The organism is Pseudophaeobacter sp. TrK17, assembly GCF_042192375.1.
In the GTDB taxonomy this organism is placed as follows: Bacteria; Pseudomonadota; Alphaproteobacteria; order Rhodobacterales; family Rhodobacteraceae; genus Pseudophaeobacter.
In genome coordinates this window covers 3,337,263-3,356,659 of the sequence record NZ_CP071700.1, presented here as the reverse complement: position 1 = coordinate 3,356,659, position 19,397 = coordinate 3,337,263, and the positions used below count along the sequence as shown (strand labels likewise).

General features: G+C 57.6%; 22 protein-coding genes. 16 read left to right on the top strand and 6 right to left on the bottom strand.

Going from position 1 to position 19,397, the window contains the following annotated elements; genetic code table 11:
• Nucleotides 1-290: 290 nt before the first annotated feature.
• Nucleotides 291-608, bottom strand: coding sequence for a hypothetical protein (locus JZI28_RS15820; RefSeq protein ID WP_297340265.1), 318 nt, complete (start codon nucleotides 606-608; stop codon nucleotides 291-293).
• A 485-nt stretch (nucleotides 609-1,093) separates the two neighbouring features.
• Here JZI28_RS15820 and JZI28_RS15815 point away from each other — a divergent pair, with 485 nt between their 5' ends.
• The 12 genes from JZI28_RS15815 (at nucleotide 1,094) to JZI28_RS15760 (ending at nucleotide 9,950) form a co-directional block, all read left to right on the top strand.
• On the top strand, nucleotides 1,094-1,948 hold the full coding sequence (locus tag JZI28_RS15815; RefSeq protein ID WP_375698224.1) for an HpcH/HpaI aldolase/citrate lyase family protein: 855 nt from the start codon (nucleotides 1,094-1,096) through the stop codon (nucleotides 1,946-1,948).
• Between the two features lie 34 nt (nucleotides 1,949-1,982).
• Nucleotides 1,983-2,534 (top strand): NnrU family protein, encoded by a 552-nt coding sequence (locus tag JZI28_RS15810; protein ID WP_295455662.1) that lies wholly within the window; start codon nucleotides 1,983-1,985, stop codon nucleotides 2,532-2,534.
• 3 nt (nucleotides 2,535-2,537) lie between these two features.
• The gene (locus JZI28_RS15805) at nucleotides 2,538-2,741 is read left to right on the top strand and encodes a DUF1737 domain-containing protein (RefSeq protein ID WP_027241504.1); all 204 of its coding nucleotides are present in this window, start codon (nucleotides 2,538-2,540) and stop codon (nucleotides 2,739-2,741) included.
• Nucleotides 2,741-3,787 carry a MaoC family dehydratase gene (locus JZI28_RS15800; protein WP_375698223.1) on the top strand — a complete coding sequence of 349 codons (1,047 nt, stop codon included), beginning with the start codon at nucleotides 2,741-2,743 and terminating at the stop codon, nucleotides 3,785-3,787. Before JZI28_RS15805 ends, JZI28_RS15800 begins: the two co-directional genes overlap by 1 nt.
• 155 nt (nucleotides 3,788-3,942) lie before the next feature.
• Nucleotides 3,943-4,755 (top strand): DUF1194 domain-containing protein, encoded by an 813-nt coding sequence (locus tag JZI28_RS15795; RefSeq protein WP_375698222.1) that lies wholly within the window; start codon nucleotides 3,943-3,945, stop codon nucleotides 4,753-4,755.
• Between the two features lie 155 nt (nucleotides 4,756-4,910).
• Nucleotides 4,911-5,294 carry a succinate dehydrogenase, cytochrome b556 subunit gene (sdhC, locus tag JZI28_RS15790; RefSeq protein WP_295455658.1) on the top strand — a complete coding sequence of 128 codons (384 nt, stop codon included), beginning with the start codon at nucleotides 4,911-4,913 and terminating at the stop codon, nucleotides 5,292-5,294.
• Nucleotides 5,295-5,304: 10 nt separating this feature from the next.
• On the top strand, nucleotides 5,305-5,676 hold the full coding sequence (sdhD, locus tag JZI28_RS15785; RefSeq protein WP_295455656.1) for a succinate dehydrogenase, hydrophobic membrane anchor protein: 372 nt from the start codon (nucleotides 5,305-5,307) through the stop codon (nucleotides 5,674-5,676).
• 12 nt (nucleotides 5,677-5,688) lie between these two features.
• Nucleotides 5,689-7,494 carry a succinate dehydrogenase flavoprotein subunit gene (gene sdhA, locus JZI28_RS15780; RefSeq protein WP_295455654.1) on the top strand — a complete coding sequence of 602 codons (1,806 nt, stop codon included), beginning with the start codon at nucleotides 5,689-5,691 and terminating at the stop codon, nucleotides 7,492-7,494.
• Nucleotide 7,495: 1 nt separating this feature from the next.
• Complete coding sequence (locus JZI28_RS15775) at nucleotides 7,496-7,723, top strand: hypothetical protein (protein ID WP_348156620.1); 228 nt, start codon at nucleotides 7,496-7,498, stop codon at nucleotides 7,721-7,723.
• Nucleotide 7,724: 1 nt separating this feature from the next.
• Nucleotides 7,725-8,609 (top strand): hypothetical protein, encoded by an 885-nt coding sequence (locus tag JZI28_RS15770; protein WP_375698221.1) that lies wholly within the window; start codon nucleotides 7,725-7,727, stop codon nucleotides 8,607-8,609.
• A gap of 156 nt (nucleotides 8,610-8,765) precedes the next feature.
• Nucleotides 8,766-9,545: a succinate dehydrogenase iron-sulfur subunit gene (locus JZI28_RS15765; protein ID WP_295455648.1), complete on the top strand. Its 780-nt coding sequence runs from the start codon at nucleotides 8,766-8,768 to the stop codon at nucleotides 9,543-9,545.
• Between the two features lie 240 nt (nucleotides 9,546-9,785).
• Complete coding sequence (locus tag JZI28_RS15760) at nucleotides 9,786-9,950, top strand: hypothetical protein (protein ID WP_295455646.1); 165 nt, start codon at nucleotides 9,786-9,788, stop codon at nucleotides 9,948-9,950.
• A 116-nt stretch (nucleotides 9,951-10,066) separates the two neighbouring features.
• Here the strand turns inward: JZI28_RS15760 and JZI28_RS15755 are convergent, their stop codons facing one another.
• Nucleotides 10,067-10,240 carry a hypothetical protein gene (locus JZI28_RS15755; protein ID WP_375698220.1) on the bottom strand — a complete coding sequence of 58 codons (174 nt, stop codon included), beginning with the start codon at nucleotides 10,238-10,240 and terminating at the stop codon, nucleotides 10,067-10,069.
• Nucleotides 10,241-10,390: 150 nt separating this feature from the next.
• Here JZI28_RS15755 and JZI28_RS15750 point away from each other — a divergent pair, with 150 nt between their 5' ends.
• The gene (locus tag JZI28_RS15750; protein WP_375698219.1) at nucleotides 10,391-11,248 is read left to right on the top strand and encodes an urea carboxylase-associated family protein; all 858 of its coding nucleotides are present in this window, start codon (nucleotides 10,391-10,393) and stop codon (nucleotides 11,246-11,248) included.
• Nucleotides 11,249-11,431: 183 nt separating this feature from the next.
• Here JZI28_RS15750 and deoD read toward each other — a convergent pair whose 3' ends face one another.
• The 4 genes from deoD to JZI28_RS15730 all read right to left on the bottom strand — a co-directional run bounded on the left by deoD (nucleotide 11,432) and on the right by JZI28_RS15730 (nucleotide 15,114).
• Entirely contained in the window at nucleotides 11,432-12,136 is a 705-nt protein-coding gene (gene deoD, locus JZI28_RS15745) for a purine-nucleoside phosphorylase (RefSeq protein ID WP_295455642.1), read from the bottom strand.
• A 21-nt stretch (nucleotides 12,137-12,157) separates the two neighbouring features.
• Nucleotides 12,158-12,475, bottom strand: coding sequence for an H-NS histone family protein (locus tag JZI28_RS15740; RefSeq protein WP_295455640.1), 318 nt, complete (start codon nucleotides 12,473-12,475; stop codon nucleotides 12,158-12,160).
• 132 nt (nucleotides 12,476-12,607) lie between these two features.
• Nucleotides 12,608-14,572, bottom strand: a complete 1,965-nt coding sequence (locus JZI28_RS15735; protein WP_375698218.1) for a methylmalonyl-CoA mutase family protein — start codon at nucleotides 14,570-14,572, stop codon at nucleotides 12,608-12,610.
• 209 nt (nucleotides 14,573-14,781) lie between these two features.
• Complete coding sequence (locus tag JZI28_RS15730) at nucleotides 14,782-15,114, bottom strand: hypothetical protein (protein ID WP_295455636.1); 333 nt, start codon at nucleotides 15,112-15,114, stop codon at nucleotides 14,782-14,784.
• A 189-nt stretch (nucleotides 15,115-15,303) separates the two neighbouring features.
• Between JZI28_RS15730 and JZI28_RS15725 the strand changes: the two genes are divergently transcribed.
• From JZI28_RS15725 to JZI28_RS15715, 3 genes are all read left to right on the top strand, one after another.
• The gene (locus tag JZI28_RS15725) at nucleotides 15,304-16,806 is read left to right on the top strand and encodes a 1-acyl-sn-glycerol-3-phosphate acyltransferase (protein WP_375698217.1); all 1,503 of its coding nucleotides are present in this window, start codon (nucleotides 15,304-15,306) and stop codon (nucleotides 16,804-16,806) included.
• Between the two features lie 112 nt (nucleotides 16,807-16,918).
• On the top strand, nucleotides 16,919-18,205 hold the full coding sequence (gene ccrA / locus JZI28_RS15720) for a crotonyl-CoA carboxylase/reductase (RefSeq protein WP_295455632.1): 1,287 nt from the start codon (nucleotides 16,919-16,921) through the stop codon (nucleotides 18,203-18,205).
• Between the two features lie 425 nt (nucleotides 18,206-18,630).
• Complete coding sequence (locus JZI28_RS15715) at nucleotides 18,631-19,350, top strand: autoinducer binding domain-containing protein (RefSeq protein ID WP_375698216.1); 720 nt, start codon at nucleotides 18,631-18,633, stop codon at nucleotides 19,348-19,350.
• The last annotated feature ends 47 nt before the right edge of the window (nucleotides 19,351-19,397 follow it).

The window sequence follows — 19,397 nt, the reverse complement described above, 5'->3', positions numbered from 1 at the left end:
ATTCTAGCAGTGCACGCAAGGGGGGAGAGGTCGTCTGGGCCACACCATTTGTGGGGAAATGGCGGGCCAGAACAAGAGGTTGGATGTGGTGCCACCGATCCTGTGCCCCTGGGAGGGACAGAGTGCCAAAGCAAGGCCTGTGGGGGTGGCCTGATCAACGGCCTGATCTACAGGGCGTCTGGCTGCGAAAGGGCAGGGTGGGCGCGTGTTCCGCAGGCCAAACTCTGAAATGACCAGTCAATGACCAGCCAATGTGAGACAACCAGTCAGTTTGAGATAAAAGAGGGGGGTCAGGCGTCGTTATCAGCCGTGGGGACGGCCTCGGCCAGGGCCTCAAACGACTGTCCCGAGGCCATGAGGCAGGTCATGCCGGTGGGCATGGTCACTGTGATGGTCCAGCTGCCGCTCTCGGCTGAGGCAAAGGTTTCCATCACCATGCCTTGCTGGCCAATGCCAATGGCCTGACGGCTTTCGCCATATTTCGAGGCGAGTCGCTCGACGACGACCTCACGCGGGGCGCAATTGCGGCCCTGGGCCAGTGCGGGGGAGGCAGCCATGAGGCTCGCGGTAAAGCCCAATACAGACAGGCCAAGTACAGTTTTAAACATCGTCTTCTCCTTGGGTTTTACCCTATACGGAACGGCTGACCTGAGAGAGAGCGGTCACATGACCTCCCTTCGTACCCGTCAGATCGGGGCCGGATTCAATTGACGTAATGGTTATGCAGGCCTTTGGCCCGGTCTTAATTCGGGCGTTTTGCCCGGTCTTTCCTAATGGGCTTTTGCCCTCGCAGAGTGACGACCATCTTGCGCCAGAACCCTAAAAAATAGGGGTTTGGTGGCAGTGTGATCCCAGGCCAGAAGGCCACTGCGATGATAAAATTGTGCCAAGGAGGGTTTGAAAAATAGTTAATCCGCCGATCCAAACCGGGCAGAGAAAATATCCGCGTAAAATATCGTTTTTCACAGGTGGGTTAGCCGAGGCCACCTGCAGATGTCGTGAGGTCGTTTCTGCAATGCGGCATCAACGCCCTTGAAAGTTTTCACCCGAATCTGTACCCGTTTGCGCAACAAAATAACCTGGAGGCTCCCTGATGGATCCGCGCATTCGCCCTTATCGTTCGGTACTCTACATTCCTGGCTCCAAGCCGCGCGCCTTGGAAAAGGCCAAGACACTGCCTGTTGATGCGGTGATCTTTGATCTTGAGGATGCGGTTTCGGTTGAGGAAAAGGACAATGCGCGCGACACGCTGGCGGCGGCCCTGAAAGAGGGCGGTTATGGCGGGCGGGTGAAAATTGTCCGCATCAACGGCTTTGATACCCCATGGGGTAAGGACGATGCCAAAGCAGCGGCGGCGATGGACTGCGATGGGGTGCTGTTGCCCAAGGTCTCCAGCCCGGCAGATCTGGATGCACTGGCCGAGATCACCGGCGACATGCCGCTTTGGGCGATGATGGAGACGCCGCGCGGCATGTTGAACGCGGCCGAGATTGCGGCGCATCCCAAACTGCAGGGCATGGTTATGGGCACCAATGATCTGGCCAAAGAGCTGCAAACGCGGTTCCGTGCTGACCGGCTGCCGATGATGGCGGGCCTCGGCCTGTGCCTGTTGGCGGCCAAGGCTGAGGGGCTGATCATTGTGGATGGCGTCTATAATGCCTTCAAGGATGATGACGGTCTAAGGCTTGAAAGCAGCCAGGGCCGTGACATGGGCTTTGACGGCAAGACCCTGATCCACCCGGCCCAGGTCGATGTTGCCAACGAAGCCTTTGCCCCCAGCGAAGATGAAATTGATCTGGCCCGCCGCCAGATTGCCGCTTTTGAAGAGGTCGAGGCCTCGGGGCAGGGGGTGGCCGTTGTGGAGGGTAAGATTGTCGAAAACCTGCATGTTGTGACCGCTCGCGAAATTCTCGCAAAAGCGGATGCAATTGCTGCGATTTCCGCCTAGGTGTTAACCAAGTTAACATCTTTAGGAGACTGACATGACACTTCTGGTCCTAGGCATCCTGCTGTGGTGGGGCGCGCATCTGTTCAAGCGCGTCGCACCGGGCATCCGTGAACCAATGGGCAACAAGGGCAAGGGGCTCGTCGCCATTGTTCTGGTGGCAAGCATCGTGCTGATGGTGATCGGCTATCGTTCCGCCGAAAGCTTTGAGCTGGGGATTTACCCGCCGTTCCTGCAGCATATCAACAACCTGCTGATGCTGCTGGCGCTTTATTTCACCAGCCCCGGCCCCAGCAAGGGCGCGATCTTTTACAAGATGCGCCACCCGATGCTGACCGGTTTTGGCCTTTGGGCGATTGCCCACCTGCTGGTCAACTGGGATCCGGCGTCTTTTGTGCTCTTTGGCGGGCTTTGGGCCTGGTCGATTGTCGAAAAGATCGTGATCAACAAGACCGAACCTAACTGGACCCCCAACCCCAAGGGCAGCATCAAAAAGGACGCGATGTTCTTGCTGGCCTCGGTCGTGCTGCTGGCGGTGATTGGCTATGTGCACGGGATGGTTGGTCCCTCTCCCTTTCCTGGGGGCTGAGGCATGAAACTCTACCGTTTTTTAAGCGAAGACGACACATCCGCCTTTTGTCACAAAGTGACCGATGCGCTGAACAAAGGGTGGGAGCTGCATGGCAGCCCCACTCAGACCTTTGATCCCGTCAAAGGCATCATGCGCTGTGGTCAGTCTGTGGTGAAAGAGGTGGATGGCACCTACACACCCGAGACAAAACTGGGAGAACACTAATGGCCAAGACCAGCGCGGCTAAGACCAATTCAGGTCGATTTTTTGAAGACTACGCCTTGGGCGATGTGATCACCCACGCGGTGCCCCGCACCGTCTCGGGCGGTGAGCGCGCCATGTATCACGCGCTCTATCCGGCGCGTTATGCGCTGTATTCTTCGGATGAATTTGCCCGCCGCTCTGGTCTGCCAAAATCGCCGCTGGATGATCTGGCGGCCTTTCATATCGTGTTTGGCAAGACGGTTCCTGATGTCTCGCTGAATGCGGTGGCCAATCTGGGCTACGCCGAGGGACGCTGGCTGTTGCCGGTCTATGAAGGCGATACTCTGCGCTCCACCAGCGAAGTGATTGGCGTCAAACAGAACTCCAATGGCAAATCCGGTGTGGTCTATGTGCGCACCCGTGGCCTGAACCAGCGCGACGAGACCGTGATGGAATATGTCCGCTGGGTGATGGTGCGCAAAGGCAACCTGGAGGCGCCAGCGCCGGAAACCGTGCTGCCGGATCTGGCAAAGGTCATCCCTGCCGATCAGCTGGTGGTGCCTGCGGGGCTGGATTTCAGTGACTATGACTTTGATCTGGCGGGGGAACCCCATCGCTGGGGCGATTACGCCGTCGGCGAGTCGATCAATCACGTGGATGGTGTCACCATTGAAGAGGCCGAGCATATGCTGGCCACCCGCCTGTGGCAGAACACCGCCAAGGTGCATTTCGACACCACCGCCCGTCCCGATGGCACCCGGCTGATTTACGGCGGCCATGTGATTTCGATGGCGCGGGCCCTGTCCTTTAACGGATTGGCGAATGCGCAGATGATTGTTGGCCTGAATGGCGGCGCCCATGCCAACCCCTGCCTGTCAGGCACCACCATCCGTGCCTGGTCCGAGGTGCTGGATAAGGCCGATACCGATGCCCCCGGCGTTGGCGCCATCCGCCTGCGTCTGGTGGCCACCAAGGGCGGCGATCCCTTTGCCCTGAAGGGCGAGGACGGCAAATACCTGCCTGACGTGCTGCTGGATCTGGACTACTGGGCCTTGATGCCCAAATAGCGGCGGATTTCGAGACAGTGCATTCACGAGACTGTGCATTCAACAGACCGCGCGCTACCCTCGCGTGGTCTGTTTTGCGGCTGTTGCATCACAGCTTTGTGTGCAAGTGGTCAAGAGGGGTGACGCAACCGGCGCTTGCGGCTTAGTGTTTTCCCATGCGGATCAAAGCCCGACTCTTTGCTGTTGTGTGCCTTGCCCTGCCACTGCCTGGCTGGGCCTGTGACCTGGCGCTGGTGCTGGCGGTGGATGTCTCTGGTTCGGTTGATGAAACCGAATACCGCATCCAGATGGATGGACTGGCGGCTGGCCTGCGCGACGGGCTGGTGTCCGAGGCATTGGTGAGCGCCCAGGCACGGGTGACCCTGATCCAGTGGTCGGGGCGGGCGCGGCAGGAAATCTCTATTCCCTGGACGCCAACCCGCACATTTGATGAGGTTGAGGCCCTGGCACAGGCGATTGAGACCGCACCACGCCCCTGGCGCAATTTTTCCACCGCCCTTGGCGAGGCATTGCTGCTGGGGCTCAGTCAGATTACCGAAGGACCGGCCTGCAAGCGCCGGGTGATTGATCTCTCGGGGGACGGGCCGTCAAACGAGGGGGTCGAGCCTGCGACGCTGAAGTCTCTGATGCGGCAGGCCGATGTCACGGTCAATGCCATCGCGATTGAGCAAAGCGAACCTGACCTCACCGCCTATTTTTACGAACATGTGATAGAAGGCGAGGGCGCCTTTGTGGAGACGGCTCGAAGTTTCCGCGACTATCCTGAGAAAATTCGCCGCAAACTGGTACGGGAGGTGGCGCGCAAAACCGCTTCAATTCAGCCCCCGCAACAGGCCCCGAAACAGGCCTTGCCGCAGCCATCTGGCCACGCGTCGCTGCCGCAGCCTATCTGGCCGGTATTTGGGGGCAGAAAGAGCGGATCGCAGGAAATCACGCTAGGGAGGGCTGATTCTGCAAAACAATTTTAGTAAGACATTTTTGTGATCACTGGGCCGTTTCCTGTGATCACATATTGGCTTTTTTTGCAAAACTGGTCAAATAACCGCAGAAATTTACCCGCTGTTTGCGTGACAGGACGTAAAAATCCGCTAAAACGGCTTCAGCTAACTGGAAAGGAGCCAACATGGCCGATGTAAATCGGGGCAATCGCCCGCTTTCGCCACATTTGTCGATCTACCGCCCTCAGATGACCTCTATGTCCTCGATCCTCACCCGGATCACCGGCAATGCGCTGATCATCTCGGTGATACTGATTGTATGGTGGCTCCTCGCGGCGGCGACCTCGCCCGCCTATTTTGCCACCGCCAATGGGGTGATGACCTCCTGGTTTGGTGATATCGTGCTGGTGCTGTCGACGCTGGGCATCTGGTATCATTTCCTTGCCGGGCTGCGGCACCTGTATTTTGATGCCGGCCATGGGCTGGACATTGATACAGCCGAAAAACTGGGCTGGGGCATGATGATCGGGTCTGTCGTTCTCACCGTTCTCACCGTGATCGTGGTTTAAGGAGCACAACATGCGTTATTTGACCGCTCGTAAACGCGCCGTTGGCAAAGGTGCTGCCGGCACCGGCACCCAGCATCACTGGTACATGCAGGTAAGCGCCGTGGCGCTGGCCTTTTTGGTTCCGGCTTTCATCTATATCGTCGGCTCTGCCATTGGCGGCACGCAGGAAGAGGTTCTGGCCACTTTTGCACGCCCCTTCCCGGCAATCCTGACGGGACTCACACTGTTTGTCGGTGTGATGCATTTCAACAAGGGCGCGCAAATGATGATCGAAGACTATGCGCGTGGCTCGATGCGTAAAGCGCTGATCATGTTTGTGATCGGCCTCAGCTACGCCACAATCGCCACAGGGGTTTTTGCCCTGGCCAAGATCGCGCTGTAAGGGACAAAAGAAATGGCTGCATACGAATACGAGACGCATGACTATGACGTCGTGGTCGTGGGTGCCGGCGGTGCCGGTCTGCGCGCAACACTTGGCATGGCCGAACAGGGCCTGCGCACTGCCTGCGTGACCAAGGTTTTCCCCACCCGGTCCCACACGGTTGCGGCACAGGGCGGCATTGCTGCCTCATTGTCGAACATGGGCCCTGATAACTGGCAGTGGCATATGTATGACACCGTCAAGGGCTCTGACTGGTTGGGTGATACGGACGCGATGGAATATCTCGCGCGCGAAGCCCCCAAGGCGGTTTATGAGCTGGAACACTACGGTGTGCCATTCAGCCGGACCGAAGAGGGTAAAATCTATCAGCGACCCTTTGGTGGTCACACCACCGAGTTTGGCGAAGGCCCCCCGGTGCAGCGGACCTGTGCCGCAGCCGACCGGACCGGGCACGCCATTTTGCACACGCTTTATGGTCAGTCGCTGAAGAACAACGCTGAATTCTACATCGAATATTTTGCCATCGACCTGATCATGTCGGATGAGGGCGAATGCCAGGGTGTTGTCTGCTGGAAGCTCGACGATGGCACCATGCATGTCTTCAACGCCAAGATGGTTGTGCTGGCCACAGGCGGCTATGGTCGTGCCTTCTTCTCGGCCACCTCGGCCCATACCTGCACCGGCGACGGTGGCGGCATGGTGGCGCGGGCCGGTCTGGCGCTGCAGGATATGGAATTTGTTCAGTTCCACCCCACCGGCATCTACGGCTCTGGCTGTCTGATCACCGAGGGCGCGCGCGGCGAAGGCGGCTATCTGACCAACTCTGAAGGCGAACGGTTTATGGAGCGCTATGCGCCCCAGTACAAAGACCTCGCCCCGCGCGATTACGTGTCTCGGTCGATGACTATGGAAATCCGCGAAGGCCGTGGTGTCGGCGCTGATGGCGACCATATCCACCTGAACCTCAGCCACCTGCCGCCTGAGGCCCTGGCCGAGCGTCTGCCAGGGATCTCCGAGAGCGCCAAGATTTTTGCCGGTGTTGACGTCACCAAAGAGCCGATCCCGGTTCTGCCAACGGTGCACTACAACATGGGCGGCATTCCCACCAACTATTGGGGCGAAGTGCTGAACCCAACCGCCGAAAACCCAACCGGCGTTGTGCCTGGCCTGATGGCCGTGGGCGAAGCGGGCTGTGCCTCGGTCCACGGTGCCAACCGCCTGGGCTCTAACTCGCTGATTGACCTTGTGGTCTTTGGCCGTGCTGCTGCCATCCGTGCGGGTAAGACCGTGGATGCAGAAGCCCCCAATGCGCCGCTGAACCAGGCCTCGGTAGACAAGGCCTTTGATCGCTTTGATGGGCTGCGCAACGCCAATGGTGGGATCGCCACTGCGGATCTGCGCCTGGAAATGCAGCGGACCATGCAGTCCGATGCAGCCGTGTTCCGGACCGACAAGTCCTTGAAAGAGGGCGTCGAGAAGATGACCGTGATCGCGGGCAAAATGGATGACCTGAAAGTCACCGATCGCTCGCTGGTCTGGAACTCGGATCTGATGGAGACCCTGGAACTGGCAAACCTGATGCCAAACGCCCTGGCCACCATCCACGGTGCCGAAGCCCGTCGCGAAAGCCGCGGTGCCCACGCCCATGAGGATTACAGCACGCGGGACGACGAAAACTGGCGGGTGCATACCGTCAGCCGGGTCGAAGGTGAAAAGGTCGATCTGACCTACCGTCCGGTGATCCTGGATCGGCTCACCTCCGAAGACGAAGGTGGTATCAGCCTGGCGAAGATCGCGCCCAAAGCGCGGACGTTCTAAGATGGCTAAGCCCTGGGATATCAAATTGGTGCTGCTGGGTCTTGCGACCCTGCTGTTGTCGGCCTGTGCCGACCGCCAGGTATCTCAGGTGCCCCTGCCATGGGACTTCCCCTTGATGCCTGGGGATGCGGCGCTGTGGGAGACCCTGACGGTTGAAGAACAGCGGCGCGCCTTGGCTTTTCTGTCGGATGGGTCGACGATTCGCTCTTCCTTGGTTGAGGGGTATTAGAGTGACCGCTGCGTTGGACATCTCTGCGCCCGCCGAATGGCAGGCCCTGGGACTGGTTCCCGGGCTTAGCCTGCGGGTCTTTGGTATGCGGCGCTCTGGAAATCATGCCATTCTGGCCTGGCTGCAGCGTAATGCGCCCCGTGGCCGATCGGTGTTTTTGAACAATTGCAAGCCGGGTACTGATCCTTTGCACAATGCGCGCGGGATCGAGATCAACGGCAGCCATGCCTCGCATAATCAGGCCAAGCGCAACCTGCCTGCGGTGACGCAAAAAGCAGGCGATGGCGCGCTGTTTTTGGTCTCTTACGAGGACACCAGCCCGGCTGAATTTGGCCTCTCACGGCAGCCCTCTGTGGCGTTTGATGAGGCTTTATTTTCGCACAATGTCCTGATCTATCGTGGGTTTCTGAACTGGTCTGCGTCTTTGTTGAAAAAGATCCAGGCCAATGACGGCTACACGCTGGTACGTCGCAACGGCATCGTTTTACGCACCATGGACAGCTATATCCGGCTGTTGGGGCTGGTCCGGCAGGCGCAGGATTTGGGACTGGTAGCGATCTGCTATGACCGCTGGACGCGCAGTGCTGACTATCGCGCCGCGTTGTTGCAACAGTTGGGGCTGGCAGAGCATGACAACAGCCTCGGCGAGGTGCAGTCTTATGGTGGCGGCTCTTCGTTTCAAAAACAGGCCAGTTCAGCGGCTGAGTTGCAGACCGACCGGCGCTGGCAGCAAATGCGCAGCGATGCGGAGTATCAGGCTCTGCTGCATCTGGCCGCCCGCGATCCGGCGCTGCTTGCGGAATTAGAAGAGCTGTTCCCCGAGGACGCCGCCTATCTAAAAACCGTTGCCCAACACCAGCCTTTGCCGCAGGGGGAGGGCCTATGACTGCTGGCCTTTGTCTGACGCGCCAAACATCTGCCGCAGCTGCGGCACTACTTAAGTTTCGGAGGGGCCTGTGGGCTCAGCCGGTCCATCTGATCTCTTGTCAGCCTGGGGCCTTGGCCCCTTGTGTGACAGGCAGCTAAGCAAGGAGAACGATCTATGGTCGAATTCGCACTTCCGAAAAATTCCAAGATCACCACGGGGAAAACGTGGCCCAAGCCCGAAGGCGCGACAAATGTGCGCAAGTTCAAGATCTATCGCTGGAACCCGGACGACGGCAAGAACCCGCAGGTGGACACCTATTTCCTGGATATGGACAAATGTGGTCCGATGATCCTGGATGCGCTGATCAAGATCAAAAACGAGATTGATCCAACCCTGACCTTCCGCCGCTCCTGCCGCGAGGGGATCTGTGGCTCCTGTGCGATGAACGTCGGTGGTATCAACACGCTGGCCTGTATCTACGGGCTGGATGAGGTCAAGGGTGACGTCAAAATCTACCCGCTGCCGCATATGCCAGTGGTTAAGGATTTGATCCCGGACCTGACGCATTTTTATGCCCAGCATGCCTCGATCATGCCTTGGCTGGAAACCAAGACCAACGCCCCCGCCAAGGAATGGCGTCAGTCGATTGAGGACCGCAAGAAGCTCGATGGGCTGTATGAATGCGTGATGTGCGCCAGCTGCTCCACTTCCTGCCCCAGCTACTGGTGGAATGGCGACAAATACCTCGGGCCAGCAGCGCTGTTGCATGCCTATCGCTGGATCATCGACAGCCGTGATGAGGCCACGCCTGAGCGTCTGGACCAGCTGGAGGATCCCTTCAAGCTCTATCGCTGCCACACCATCATGAACTGCACCAAGACCTGCCCCAAGGGTCTGAACCCGGCCGAGGCAATCGCCCATATCAAACATATGATGGTTGATCGCGCCGTCTAATCTATCTGTCTAACCTCTCTGTCTGATCAGTCGCCGATCCTGGCGCTGAGCGAGACAGGATGAATTAGAAACCCCCGGGCAGGAAACTGTTCGGGGGTTTTCTTATGGACTTGGTGCAGCACGTGTGGGGGCTTGCAATAAATGCATGCCGAGACTGCACTTATGTCCGGTGTGTTCAAACCTGAGAGCGCCTATGTTTGGCACAAGGGAGAGGTTTGAAACCGATCAGGACATAAGACAATGAAGACCGTAGAATTTTTGCCAAACACTGCCGCCGCTGCCAAAGCTGAGGCAGCTCTGCAGGATCTGGATCAGGCCTGGGCCTATTACACGCCAGAGGCGCTGCAACCGAGCCAGGATAGTGGTTCCACCGAAGGCTTTGTCCCCTATTACGACGCAGCTTGATAGCCGTAGCTTGTTCGAGCGCCGCCGTTCACAGAAACCTCCGACCTCCCTCGGTTCGGAGGTTTTTGTTTGAGCTGAAGAGGCTGAGGCGTTACAGCGCTGACATGCCCATTCTCTTACTCTTGCTGCTCACCGGCGTTTTTGGCTATTTCATCTACCGCCGCAAGACGACAACCCTGACGCGCGATTGCCGCTGGCGCCAAGAGCGCAGCTTGCAGCGGTGGCGGTGCAGCAATTGCGGTGCGCTGCAGCCAGGCACGGCAGAGCCGCGGGATTGTTTGCGGGGGCATTAGCTCTCCTGTGACAGAAAAGATGGCGGTGCGTTGTGAGGTTGCTGGCAAGGGGCGATCTGACAAGGACGTGAGCGGCGGCTGCAGGATCAGGCTTGCGCAGGCTTGGTGAAACAGGCCTATTTGGCGCAAACAATGGAAGGTTCCCACATGGCTCAGTCATCCCATCACGTGCCCGCAGATGCCGAAGCGCGCCGTGCCGTCAAACCGGTGATTTGCTACCCCAACACGACGCTTCCGGTGCCGAATCTTACGCTGTATCGGTCCGCGCGTCAGGGCGCTGTAAAAACCGGGGAGGTTTTGGTCAGTCCCCGCGATGCTGCCTGTTTTGAAACCCCCGCCGGTCATTTCTTTCGCATCACTTCGGTCGAGGGACCACAGGTTGGCGATTTGAATCTGTGGAACCGGGATGATCTGAAGGAGCGGTTCTATTCTGGTAAGACCCGTGCGCTGCATGGAACCCATATCACCACCGGGGAGCGCATGTGGAGCAGTTTTCCGGCGATGCGCCCGATGGCCACGATTGTTGAGGATAGTCTGGAGTGGTACGGGATCGATGCCTTTGGCGGCTCGGTGCATGATGTCATTGGCACCCGTTGCGATCCCTATACGGGCAATTTGCTGGCGGGCAGCCAGTACCATCAGTGTTGCCATTCAAACCTGACCCGCGCCATGGCCGATCACCTGGGCGTCAGCCCGGCGCAGGCGGAACCCCATGTGCATGACGTGCTGAACGTCTTTATGTGCACAGGATTTACCCGTGATACCGGGCAGTATTTTATGAAACAAAGCCCGGTACGGCCTGGTGACTATCTTGAGTTTTTTGCCGAGATCCCACTGCTGGGGGCTTTGAGCGCCTGTCCAGGAGGGGATTGTTCTGCGCAGCATTCCAGCGATGCCGCTGCCTGCTATCCGCTCTTGGTGGAGATCTTTGCCCCAGAGGCGGGCGCGCTAGGCGATTGGCAGAGCCCGGATTTGAATGGCTACAATCAAAGCCACGGGCGATAATTTCCGGTCGAGATGTTTTTCGCAGGAGGGGGGCTCCCGCGCTGCGCTATCGCACCACAGAAGCGGCAGTGTGTTTGAACAGGCTGAGGTGGCAAGAAAAAGACGCCCCCCAGGGGGCGTCTTTTGACTGGGAGGCACCGCTCAAGAGACGTGCAATTGTCGGACTAAGCTTACGCTCCGTGCTTAGGCAAAAGCAGCTTCCAAGGCGATTTCGACCATATCCCCAAAGCTGCGTTCCCGCTGGTCAGAGGGCAGGGTTTCGCCGGTTCCAAGGTGGTCAGAGACCGTGAGGACCGCCAGGGCGCGGCACTGATACCGCGCTGCCAGAGTGTAAAGTTCTGCCGCCTCCATCTCGACGCCAAGAATGCCATGACGCACCATCTGTTCGTTCAGATCCGGGCGTTCGTCATAAAAGGTATCGGAGGAATAAATGCCGCCAACATGGGTGCCAATATCGCGCGATTGTGCAGCGGTGACTGCAGCCTGCAAAAGCGACCAATCCGCCGAGGGGGCAAAGTTCACTTCCTTAAAAATGCTTTGGGAGGGCGAGGCGAGGGTGGTCGCCGTCATTGCCACAATCACGTCCCGCAATTTGACCTGCGGCTGCATTCCGCCACATGATCCAATACGGATCAGGGTTTTTGCACCAAAATCTCGGATCAATTCATTTGCGTATATGGAAAGGGAGGGCATACCCATGCCGCTCCCCTGAATTGTGACCTTGTGACCATTCCAGCTGCCAGTATAGCCCAGCATTCCGCGCACTTCGTTTATTAATTGGGCATCCTGCAGGAAAGTCTCTGCTGCCCATTTCGCCCGATAAGGGTCGCCAGGCATGAGAACGGTTTCTGCAATGTCACCCTTTTGAGCGCCGATGTGAATGGTCATTTGGTGTCTCCTGTTCTGGAATCAGATTTCCAGGTCAGAGATATCCATACCAGAGGTGATGGCAGAATGCACCCAATGTGGTTTGCGACCCCGGCCACTCCAGGTTTCCTCTGGGTTGTGCGGGTTGCGGTATTTTGCAGCGGCTTTTTGCTTCTTGCCGGTGTTCTTTGCCTGGCCTGCGATTTCGTCCAGAGAAAAGCCAAACTTGGCAGCCGCTTCTTCTGCGGCCTTGATGGCTTCTTTGCGCTCGCGCTGCTCTGCTTCTTTCAGGGCATCATCAATGCCGGCCTTTAGTTCCAAAAGCTCTTTACGGGACATTTCCGAAAGATCAAAACTCATTTTGATACTCCAAGTTGAGATATCGCACACAAATTGTTGCGTTATGTGTCTTAATGCCAAAATGAATAGAGATTACCAGCCTAATTTTAAAATTAGGCGGGCCATTTCTGAAAAAATGCGTATCTCAACAATCTAGGAGGGGCGTGAAAGTTTCACAATGTCCGCCATGATTGTGTTTAATTCAAAATCCTTCGGCGTATAAACGCGAGCGACTCCCATTTGGCTCAATTTCTCTGCATCTTCATCTGGAATAATCCCCCCGACCACGACGGGGATATGGCCAAGCTCCGCCTGTTCCATGCGCTGCATCAATTCCTCGACAAGCGGCAGATGGCTGCCGGACAAAATGGACAGGCCAACAACATGGGCGCCGTCATCCTGCGCCTGTGCCACCAGTTCTTCGGGAGTCATGCGAATACCGTCATAGGTGATGTCCATACCGCAGTCACGGGCCCGGAAGGCGATTTGTTCGGCGCCATTTGAATGGCCGTCCAGGCCGGGTTTGCCAACCACGAACTTCAGCCTGCGGCCGAGCTGGTCAGAGACCGCATTGACCGCCTCGCGCAGGTCTTCCAGCCCTTCAGTCTTGTTTGACGGCGAGCCGGAGACCCCGGTGGGGCCGCGATAGGTGCCGTGGACTTTGCGCATTTCTTCGGCCCATTCACCGGTGGTGACGCCCGCCTTGGCCGCTTTGATCGAAGGCTCCATGATGTTGCTGCCATCACGCGCGGCGGCGCGCAGTTCGGCCAAAGCCTGTTCTACGGCCCCCGTGTCACGCGTGGCGCGCCAGGCGTTGAGCCGTGAGATCTGTTCCTGCTCTACGGCGGGATCAACCACCATGATGCCACCGTCTTCGGTCTGCAGCGGCGAGGCTTCGCCCTCGGTCCAGCGGTTTACCCCCACCACAACGGTCTCGTTGCGTTCGATGCGGTTCAGGCGCTCGGCGTTGGAATCCACCAGGCGGGATTTCATATATTCAATCGAGGCAACGGCGCCGCCCATGGATTGCAGGTTGGCCAGCTCGGCGCGGGCACCTTCCTTCAGGGCTTCGACCTTTTTGTCGACAGCCGGGTTGCCCTCAAACAGGTCTTCATATTCCAATAGGTCGGTTTCATAGGCCAGGATCTGCTGCATCCGCATCGACCATTGCTGGTCCCAGGGACGGGGCAGGCCCAGGGCTTCGTTCCAGGCCGGCAGCTGCACCGCGCGGGCACGGGCCTTTTTTGACAGGGTCACCGCCAGCATTTCAATCAGGATGCGGTAGACGTTGTTTTCTGGCTGCTGTTCGGTCAGCCCCAACGAGTTCACCTGCACCCCGTAGCGGAAGCGGCGGAATTTGGAGTCCTCGACCCCGTAGCGGTCGCGACAGATCTCATCCCAAAGATCAACAAAGGCGCGCATCTTGCACATCTCGGTGACAAAGCGGATGCCGGCATTCACAAAGAAGGAGATCCGCCCAACCAGTGCCGGGAAATCCTCCGGCGCGATGCGCGGCTTCAGCTCATCCAGAACCGCCTGCGCCGTGGCCAGGGCAAAGGCCAGCTCTTGCTCCGGCGTCGCGCCGGCCTCCTGCAGGTGGTAGGAACAGACGTTCATCGGGTTCCATTTGGGGACATTGGTGTAGCAGTACTCAGCCACATCGGCGATCATCTTGAGGCTGGGCTTGGGCGGGCAGATATAGGTGCCGCGGCTCAGGTATTCCTTGATCAGATCGTTTTGCACCGTGCCTTGCAGTTTTGAAACATCGGCACCTTGCTCTTCGGCAGCAGCAATATAGAGCGACAGTAGCCAGGGCGCAGTCGCGTTGATGGTCATCGAGGTATTCATCTGCTCCAGCGGGATCTGATCGAACAGGCTGCGCATATCCCCGAGATGGCCAATAGGAACGCCAACCTTGCCGACTTCACCACGGGCGAGAACATGGTCGCTGTCATAGCCGGTCTGGGTGGGCAGATCAAAAGCCACCGAGAGGCCAGTCTGTCCCTTGGCCAGATTGGAGCGGTACAGCGCATTCGAAGCCTCTGCAGTGGAGTGGCCGGCATAGGTCCGGATCAGCCAGGGACGATCAGTTTTGCGGTCATTCTGCATCTGCGACATGGAGAGCCTCGCGTTGTCTAGTCGGTAATTATATTTCGCTGAGGGGATCTAGACTGCAATTTTCAACCCATGTCAATTCGCTGCGTTGCGGCAATTCGGGCGGCGGCACAAAAAAACGCCTTTGCCGGGCAAAGACGCGCTGTAACCAGCCTGCATCCCGAACGCGGGCAAGCAGGCTGCCCGGGTTCGGGGGTGGGCCATTTGCCCGGTTAATTGTAGGTATAGGTGCCGATTTTGCAGACATTGATGCCGCGGGCCACCAAAACGTCATCATCGTCAAAAATCGCTTTGAAGTCGAATTTGCAGTAGCCGGTGCCATCATCAAAATCGATGCGAACGGATTGGCCTGGTCGCAACACATCGCGCCCAAGGATATCCTCTTCCCAGGAATCAGTGCCCTTGTTGGAGCCGTAGAACTGCATGATTGTGTAGTTGGTATCGTTCACGATGGTAACCCGGCGGTCCAGTGCAGCAGCTGGAAGAGCGATGGTGGAGGCCAGAACAGCAGCCAAAACGGTTTTGAAGATGGTTCTTCGGTTCATGACAGGCATTTCCCTCTATTGTTGTTTTTAAGCGGGCTCCCTCGGGTTCCAATGCGCGCACGCGGGGGAAGCTAACAATAGGCTATCACAAATTGGTTATTTTTGGCGCCGCCGTTTTAAAGTTTCGCAAGCGGAGACTTCGCCGCCAGCTTCCTTTTCCTCGCGTGGTTCCTCCTGTAGGCTATGCTTATGACGCGAACAGTTGAGCTTCCGCTTTGGCTTTTGGTGCTGATCCTGCTGTTTGCAGCGGTCACTTTTGCCTCGCATTTCTTGTTTCCCTCGGTGCGCTGGTTCTTTCGCCGTCGGTTTGAGCGGGCAGTGGCGCGGCTGAATCTGCGGTTGGAACGGCCGATAGAGCCGTTCAAACTGACCCGCCGCTATGACATGATTCAGCGCCTGATTTATGATCCCGAAGTTGCCCGGGCAATCTCGCGCCATGCCGCCGCAGAGGGGATCCCCGAAAACGTTGCTTTTGAACAGGCACGCCGGTATGCCCGCGAAATCGTGCCGAGCTTTTCGGCCTTTGCCTATTTTGGCTTTGCTATCCGCGCGGCACGCTTGCTGTCCAATGCCATCTATCGTGTGCGCCTTGGCTATCAGGACAAAGCGGCACTGCGTCAGCTTGATCCCAATGCAACGCTGATCTTTGTGATGAATCACCGTTCCAACATGGACTACGTGCTGGTGACCTACCTGGCGGCGCGGCGCTCGGCGCTGTCTTATGCGGTGGGGGAATGGGCGCGGGTCTGGCCGCTCTCACGGCTGATCCGGGCCATGGGGGCCTATTTTATTCGGCGCAAATCGCGCAATGATCTCTATCGCAGGGTGCTTGCGGCCTACATGCGTCTGGCGACGCAGGGCGGGGCAACCCAGGCGATGTTCCCCGAGGGAGGGCTAAGCCTGGATGGTGCCCTGGCTGAACCAAAACTGGGGTTGTTGAAATACATCGTGGAAGCAGGAGATGCCTATGCTGAGGATCCCCAGGGGCGCGATGTGCTGTTTGTTCCGGTGGCAATAAATTATGACTGGGTTCTGGAAGATACCATACTGACCTCAGCTGCACGCGCCGGGGAACGCCGCTTCAAGGCTCGAATCGGTGTGATCATGGCGCGCATCCTGCACCAGCTTTGGTTGTGGATGACGGGCCGCTACCATCGTTTTGGCTATGCTGCAGTCAACTTTGGCCGCCCCTTAAGCCTGCGGGAATTTGCAAAGCGGGGTGCAGAAAACGGCGCGCTGCAGCTGCCAGATCATGGGGCAGAGGCACCAAGCTGCGATCCTGCCGCCGACCTGACCACGGATCTTGCCACAGAGCTGTTGTTTAGGATCGGGCAGGCGGTTCCGGTGCTGCCGGTTCCGCTTGCTGCTTGGCTGTTGCTGCGCCACGGCCCTATGGGGGTGGAGACTTTGGAGCACCATATGGCGATGCTGCAAAAGCAGTTACCGCGAGTTGTGGTGCATCATAACAGCGCCAGTTTGCGCACTGCCGCAGAAGAGGCGCGGCGCATTCTGCTGCGGCGGGGGCTGGTCGTGCAGCAAGGAGGGCTGTTGGTGGTGGTGCCGGCCAAACAGGACCTGTTGCAGTATTACGCAAACTCCCTTGCGCATCTGCTTCCAGAGGGGCCGTTGGGCCTTCCCGAAGGTGGTGATGCTGCAGGCGCATTGGATATTTCTGCGACTGCGAGGTCATAAAATTACAATATGACCCCCGGTAGGGGTTGCAATGTTACCCGGCTGTTTTTATCCATCAGGGAGCAGCTGCGATTCTGCGTCGCAGCAATGACCTTTGAAATAGGAGGCCACCATGGCTTTGGACACACAAACCGGACCGCTGTCTTACGAGGCTCCCGAAAAAGACCTGTATGAGGTCGGTGAAATGCCACCCATGGGCTATGTCCCCAAGAAAATGTACGCTTGGGCCATTCGCAAAGAACGCCATGGTGATCCTGATTCCGCCATGTTGCAGGAAGTGGTTGATGTGCCCCAGCTCGACAGCCACGAAGTGTTGGTGTTGGTGATGGCCGCAGGGGTGAACTACAATGGTGTCTGGGCTGCGCTTGGCAAGCCTATCAGCCCCTTTGATGGCCATAAACAGCCCTATCATATTGCCGGTTCCGATGCCTCCGGGATTGTTTGGGCCGTTGGTGACAAGGTCAAGCGCTGGAAGGTCGGTGATGAGGTTGTCATTCACTGTAACCAGGATGATGGCGACGACGAAGAGTGCAACGGTGGCGATCCGATGTATTCTCCCAGCCAGCGCATCTGGGGCTATGAAACCCCTGATGGGTCCTTCAGCCAGTTTACCAATGTGCAGGCCCAACAGTTGATGCCGCGCCCCAAGCACCTGAGCTGGGAAGAGAGCGCCTGCTACACGCTGACACTGGCCACCGCCTACCGTATGTTGTTTGGCCATGAGCCTCATGACCTGAAACCCGGTCAGAACGTTCTGGTCTGGGGCGCATCGGGCGGCCTGGGATCCTATGCCATCCAGCTGATCAACACTGCTGGCGCCAATGCCATCGGGGTGATCTCGGACGAAAGCAAGCGTGACTTTGTCATGGGGCTGGGCGCCAAGGGCGTGTTGAACCGCAAGGATTTCAATTGCTGGGGCCAGATGCCCACCGTGAACACACCAGAATATGCCACTTGGTTCAAAGAAGCGCGCAAATTCGGCGCTGCCATCTGGGAGATCACCGGCAAAGGCAATAACGTCGACATGGTGTTTGAACACCCTGGTGAGGCAACCTTCCCGGTTTCGACCTTCGTCTGTAAAAAAGGCGGCATGGTTGTGATCTGTGCAGGCACCTCCGGCTTTAACCTGACCTTCGATGTGCGTTACATGTGGATGCACCAGAAGCGTTTGCAGGGCTCGCACTTTGCCCACCTGAAACAGGCTGCTGCAGCGAACAAGCTGATGGTTGAGCGTCGTCTTGACCCCTGCATGTCAGAAGTTTTCTCCTGGTCGGACCTGCCGGACGCACATATGAAAATGCTGCGCAACGAGCATAAACCGGGCAATATGTCGGTTCTGGTTCAGGCCCCAAAAACCGGCCTGCGCACTCTCGAAGATGTGCTTGAAGCAGGTAAATAAGCCAAACCATCCGGGCGCAGAGCCCATGAGATGAAAAGTCGGGCGTCGCGCTCCCTTGCCGGGGAGCTGCGGCGCCCGATTTTGTTTACGCTTAACGAAGGCGTGCTCCTAGCTGGACCGCGAGATCGCCCCTGTTTGGTCCGGCCAGCCTCAGATATGGGCAGCCAGACGGGTGGGCAGCCAGACAGGTGATCTGCCGGACAGGTGATCAGCCAGACCTGCAATTTTTTCCTATCGGCTTGAAGGTCTTGTAGTTTTAGGGACTGTAGTGCCCAAGAAATGGGCAAAAGAGCAACGAATTCGTTGACCTGAGAGACTTTAGTGAAGAAAAAAGAAACGGGAAATGAGGAGGACGGGTCCTGCGTCGAGAGTTCGGCGCGTGAAGTGGGTCGTATTACTTCCATAGCAGAGTGATATGTGACGCCATGACGACCAAAACAGAACTGGACAAGATACTGACGGCGTTGGACGCCACACAGACCCTTGAGGGGCTGCAGGGTATCATTGAAAGTATCTGCAAGGTATTTGCCATTGATCACGCGATGTATCATTGGGTCGATAGTGCTGGGGATCATTACTATTTTGGCACCTATGCGGATGCGTGGATCCAACAGTATCAGGACAAGAACTACACCCGCATCGACCCGGTTGTTTCTGGCTGTTATCAGCGCTTCCATCCGGTGGATTGGCGGCGTCTTGACTGGTCCACCAAACCCGCGCGCGAGTTTTTTCAGGCCGCGATGGAACACGGTGTTGGCAACCAGGGCTATTCGGTCCCCATTCGTGGCCCCAATGGTCAGTTTGCCTTGTTCTCGGTCAGTCATCATTGCGAGGATGCAATCTGGGACAACTTCATCGACCGGAACAGCCGCGATTTGATCCTGATTGGGCATTACTTCAATCGTAAGGCTCTGGAGTTTGAACCCGACCGCGCACCAGAGCAGGCACAGCCCCTGTCCCCCCGGGAGCTGGATGCCTTGACCCTGTTGGGCATTGGATACAGTCGGGCGCAGGTCGCAAAGACCCTGTCGATTTCCGAGCACACACTGCGGGTCTATATTGAAAGCGCGCGGTTCAAGCTGGGCGCGCTGAACACCACCCATGCCATTGCCCGCGCAGTGAGCTGCGGAATGGTGATTATCTAACGCTTGATTTCAAATACTTGCACTTAGCAGCGTTAACTATTCCGCTT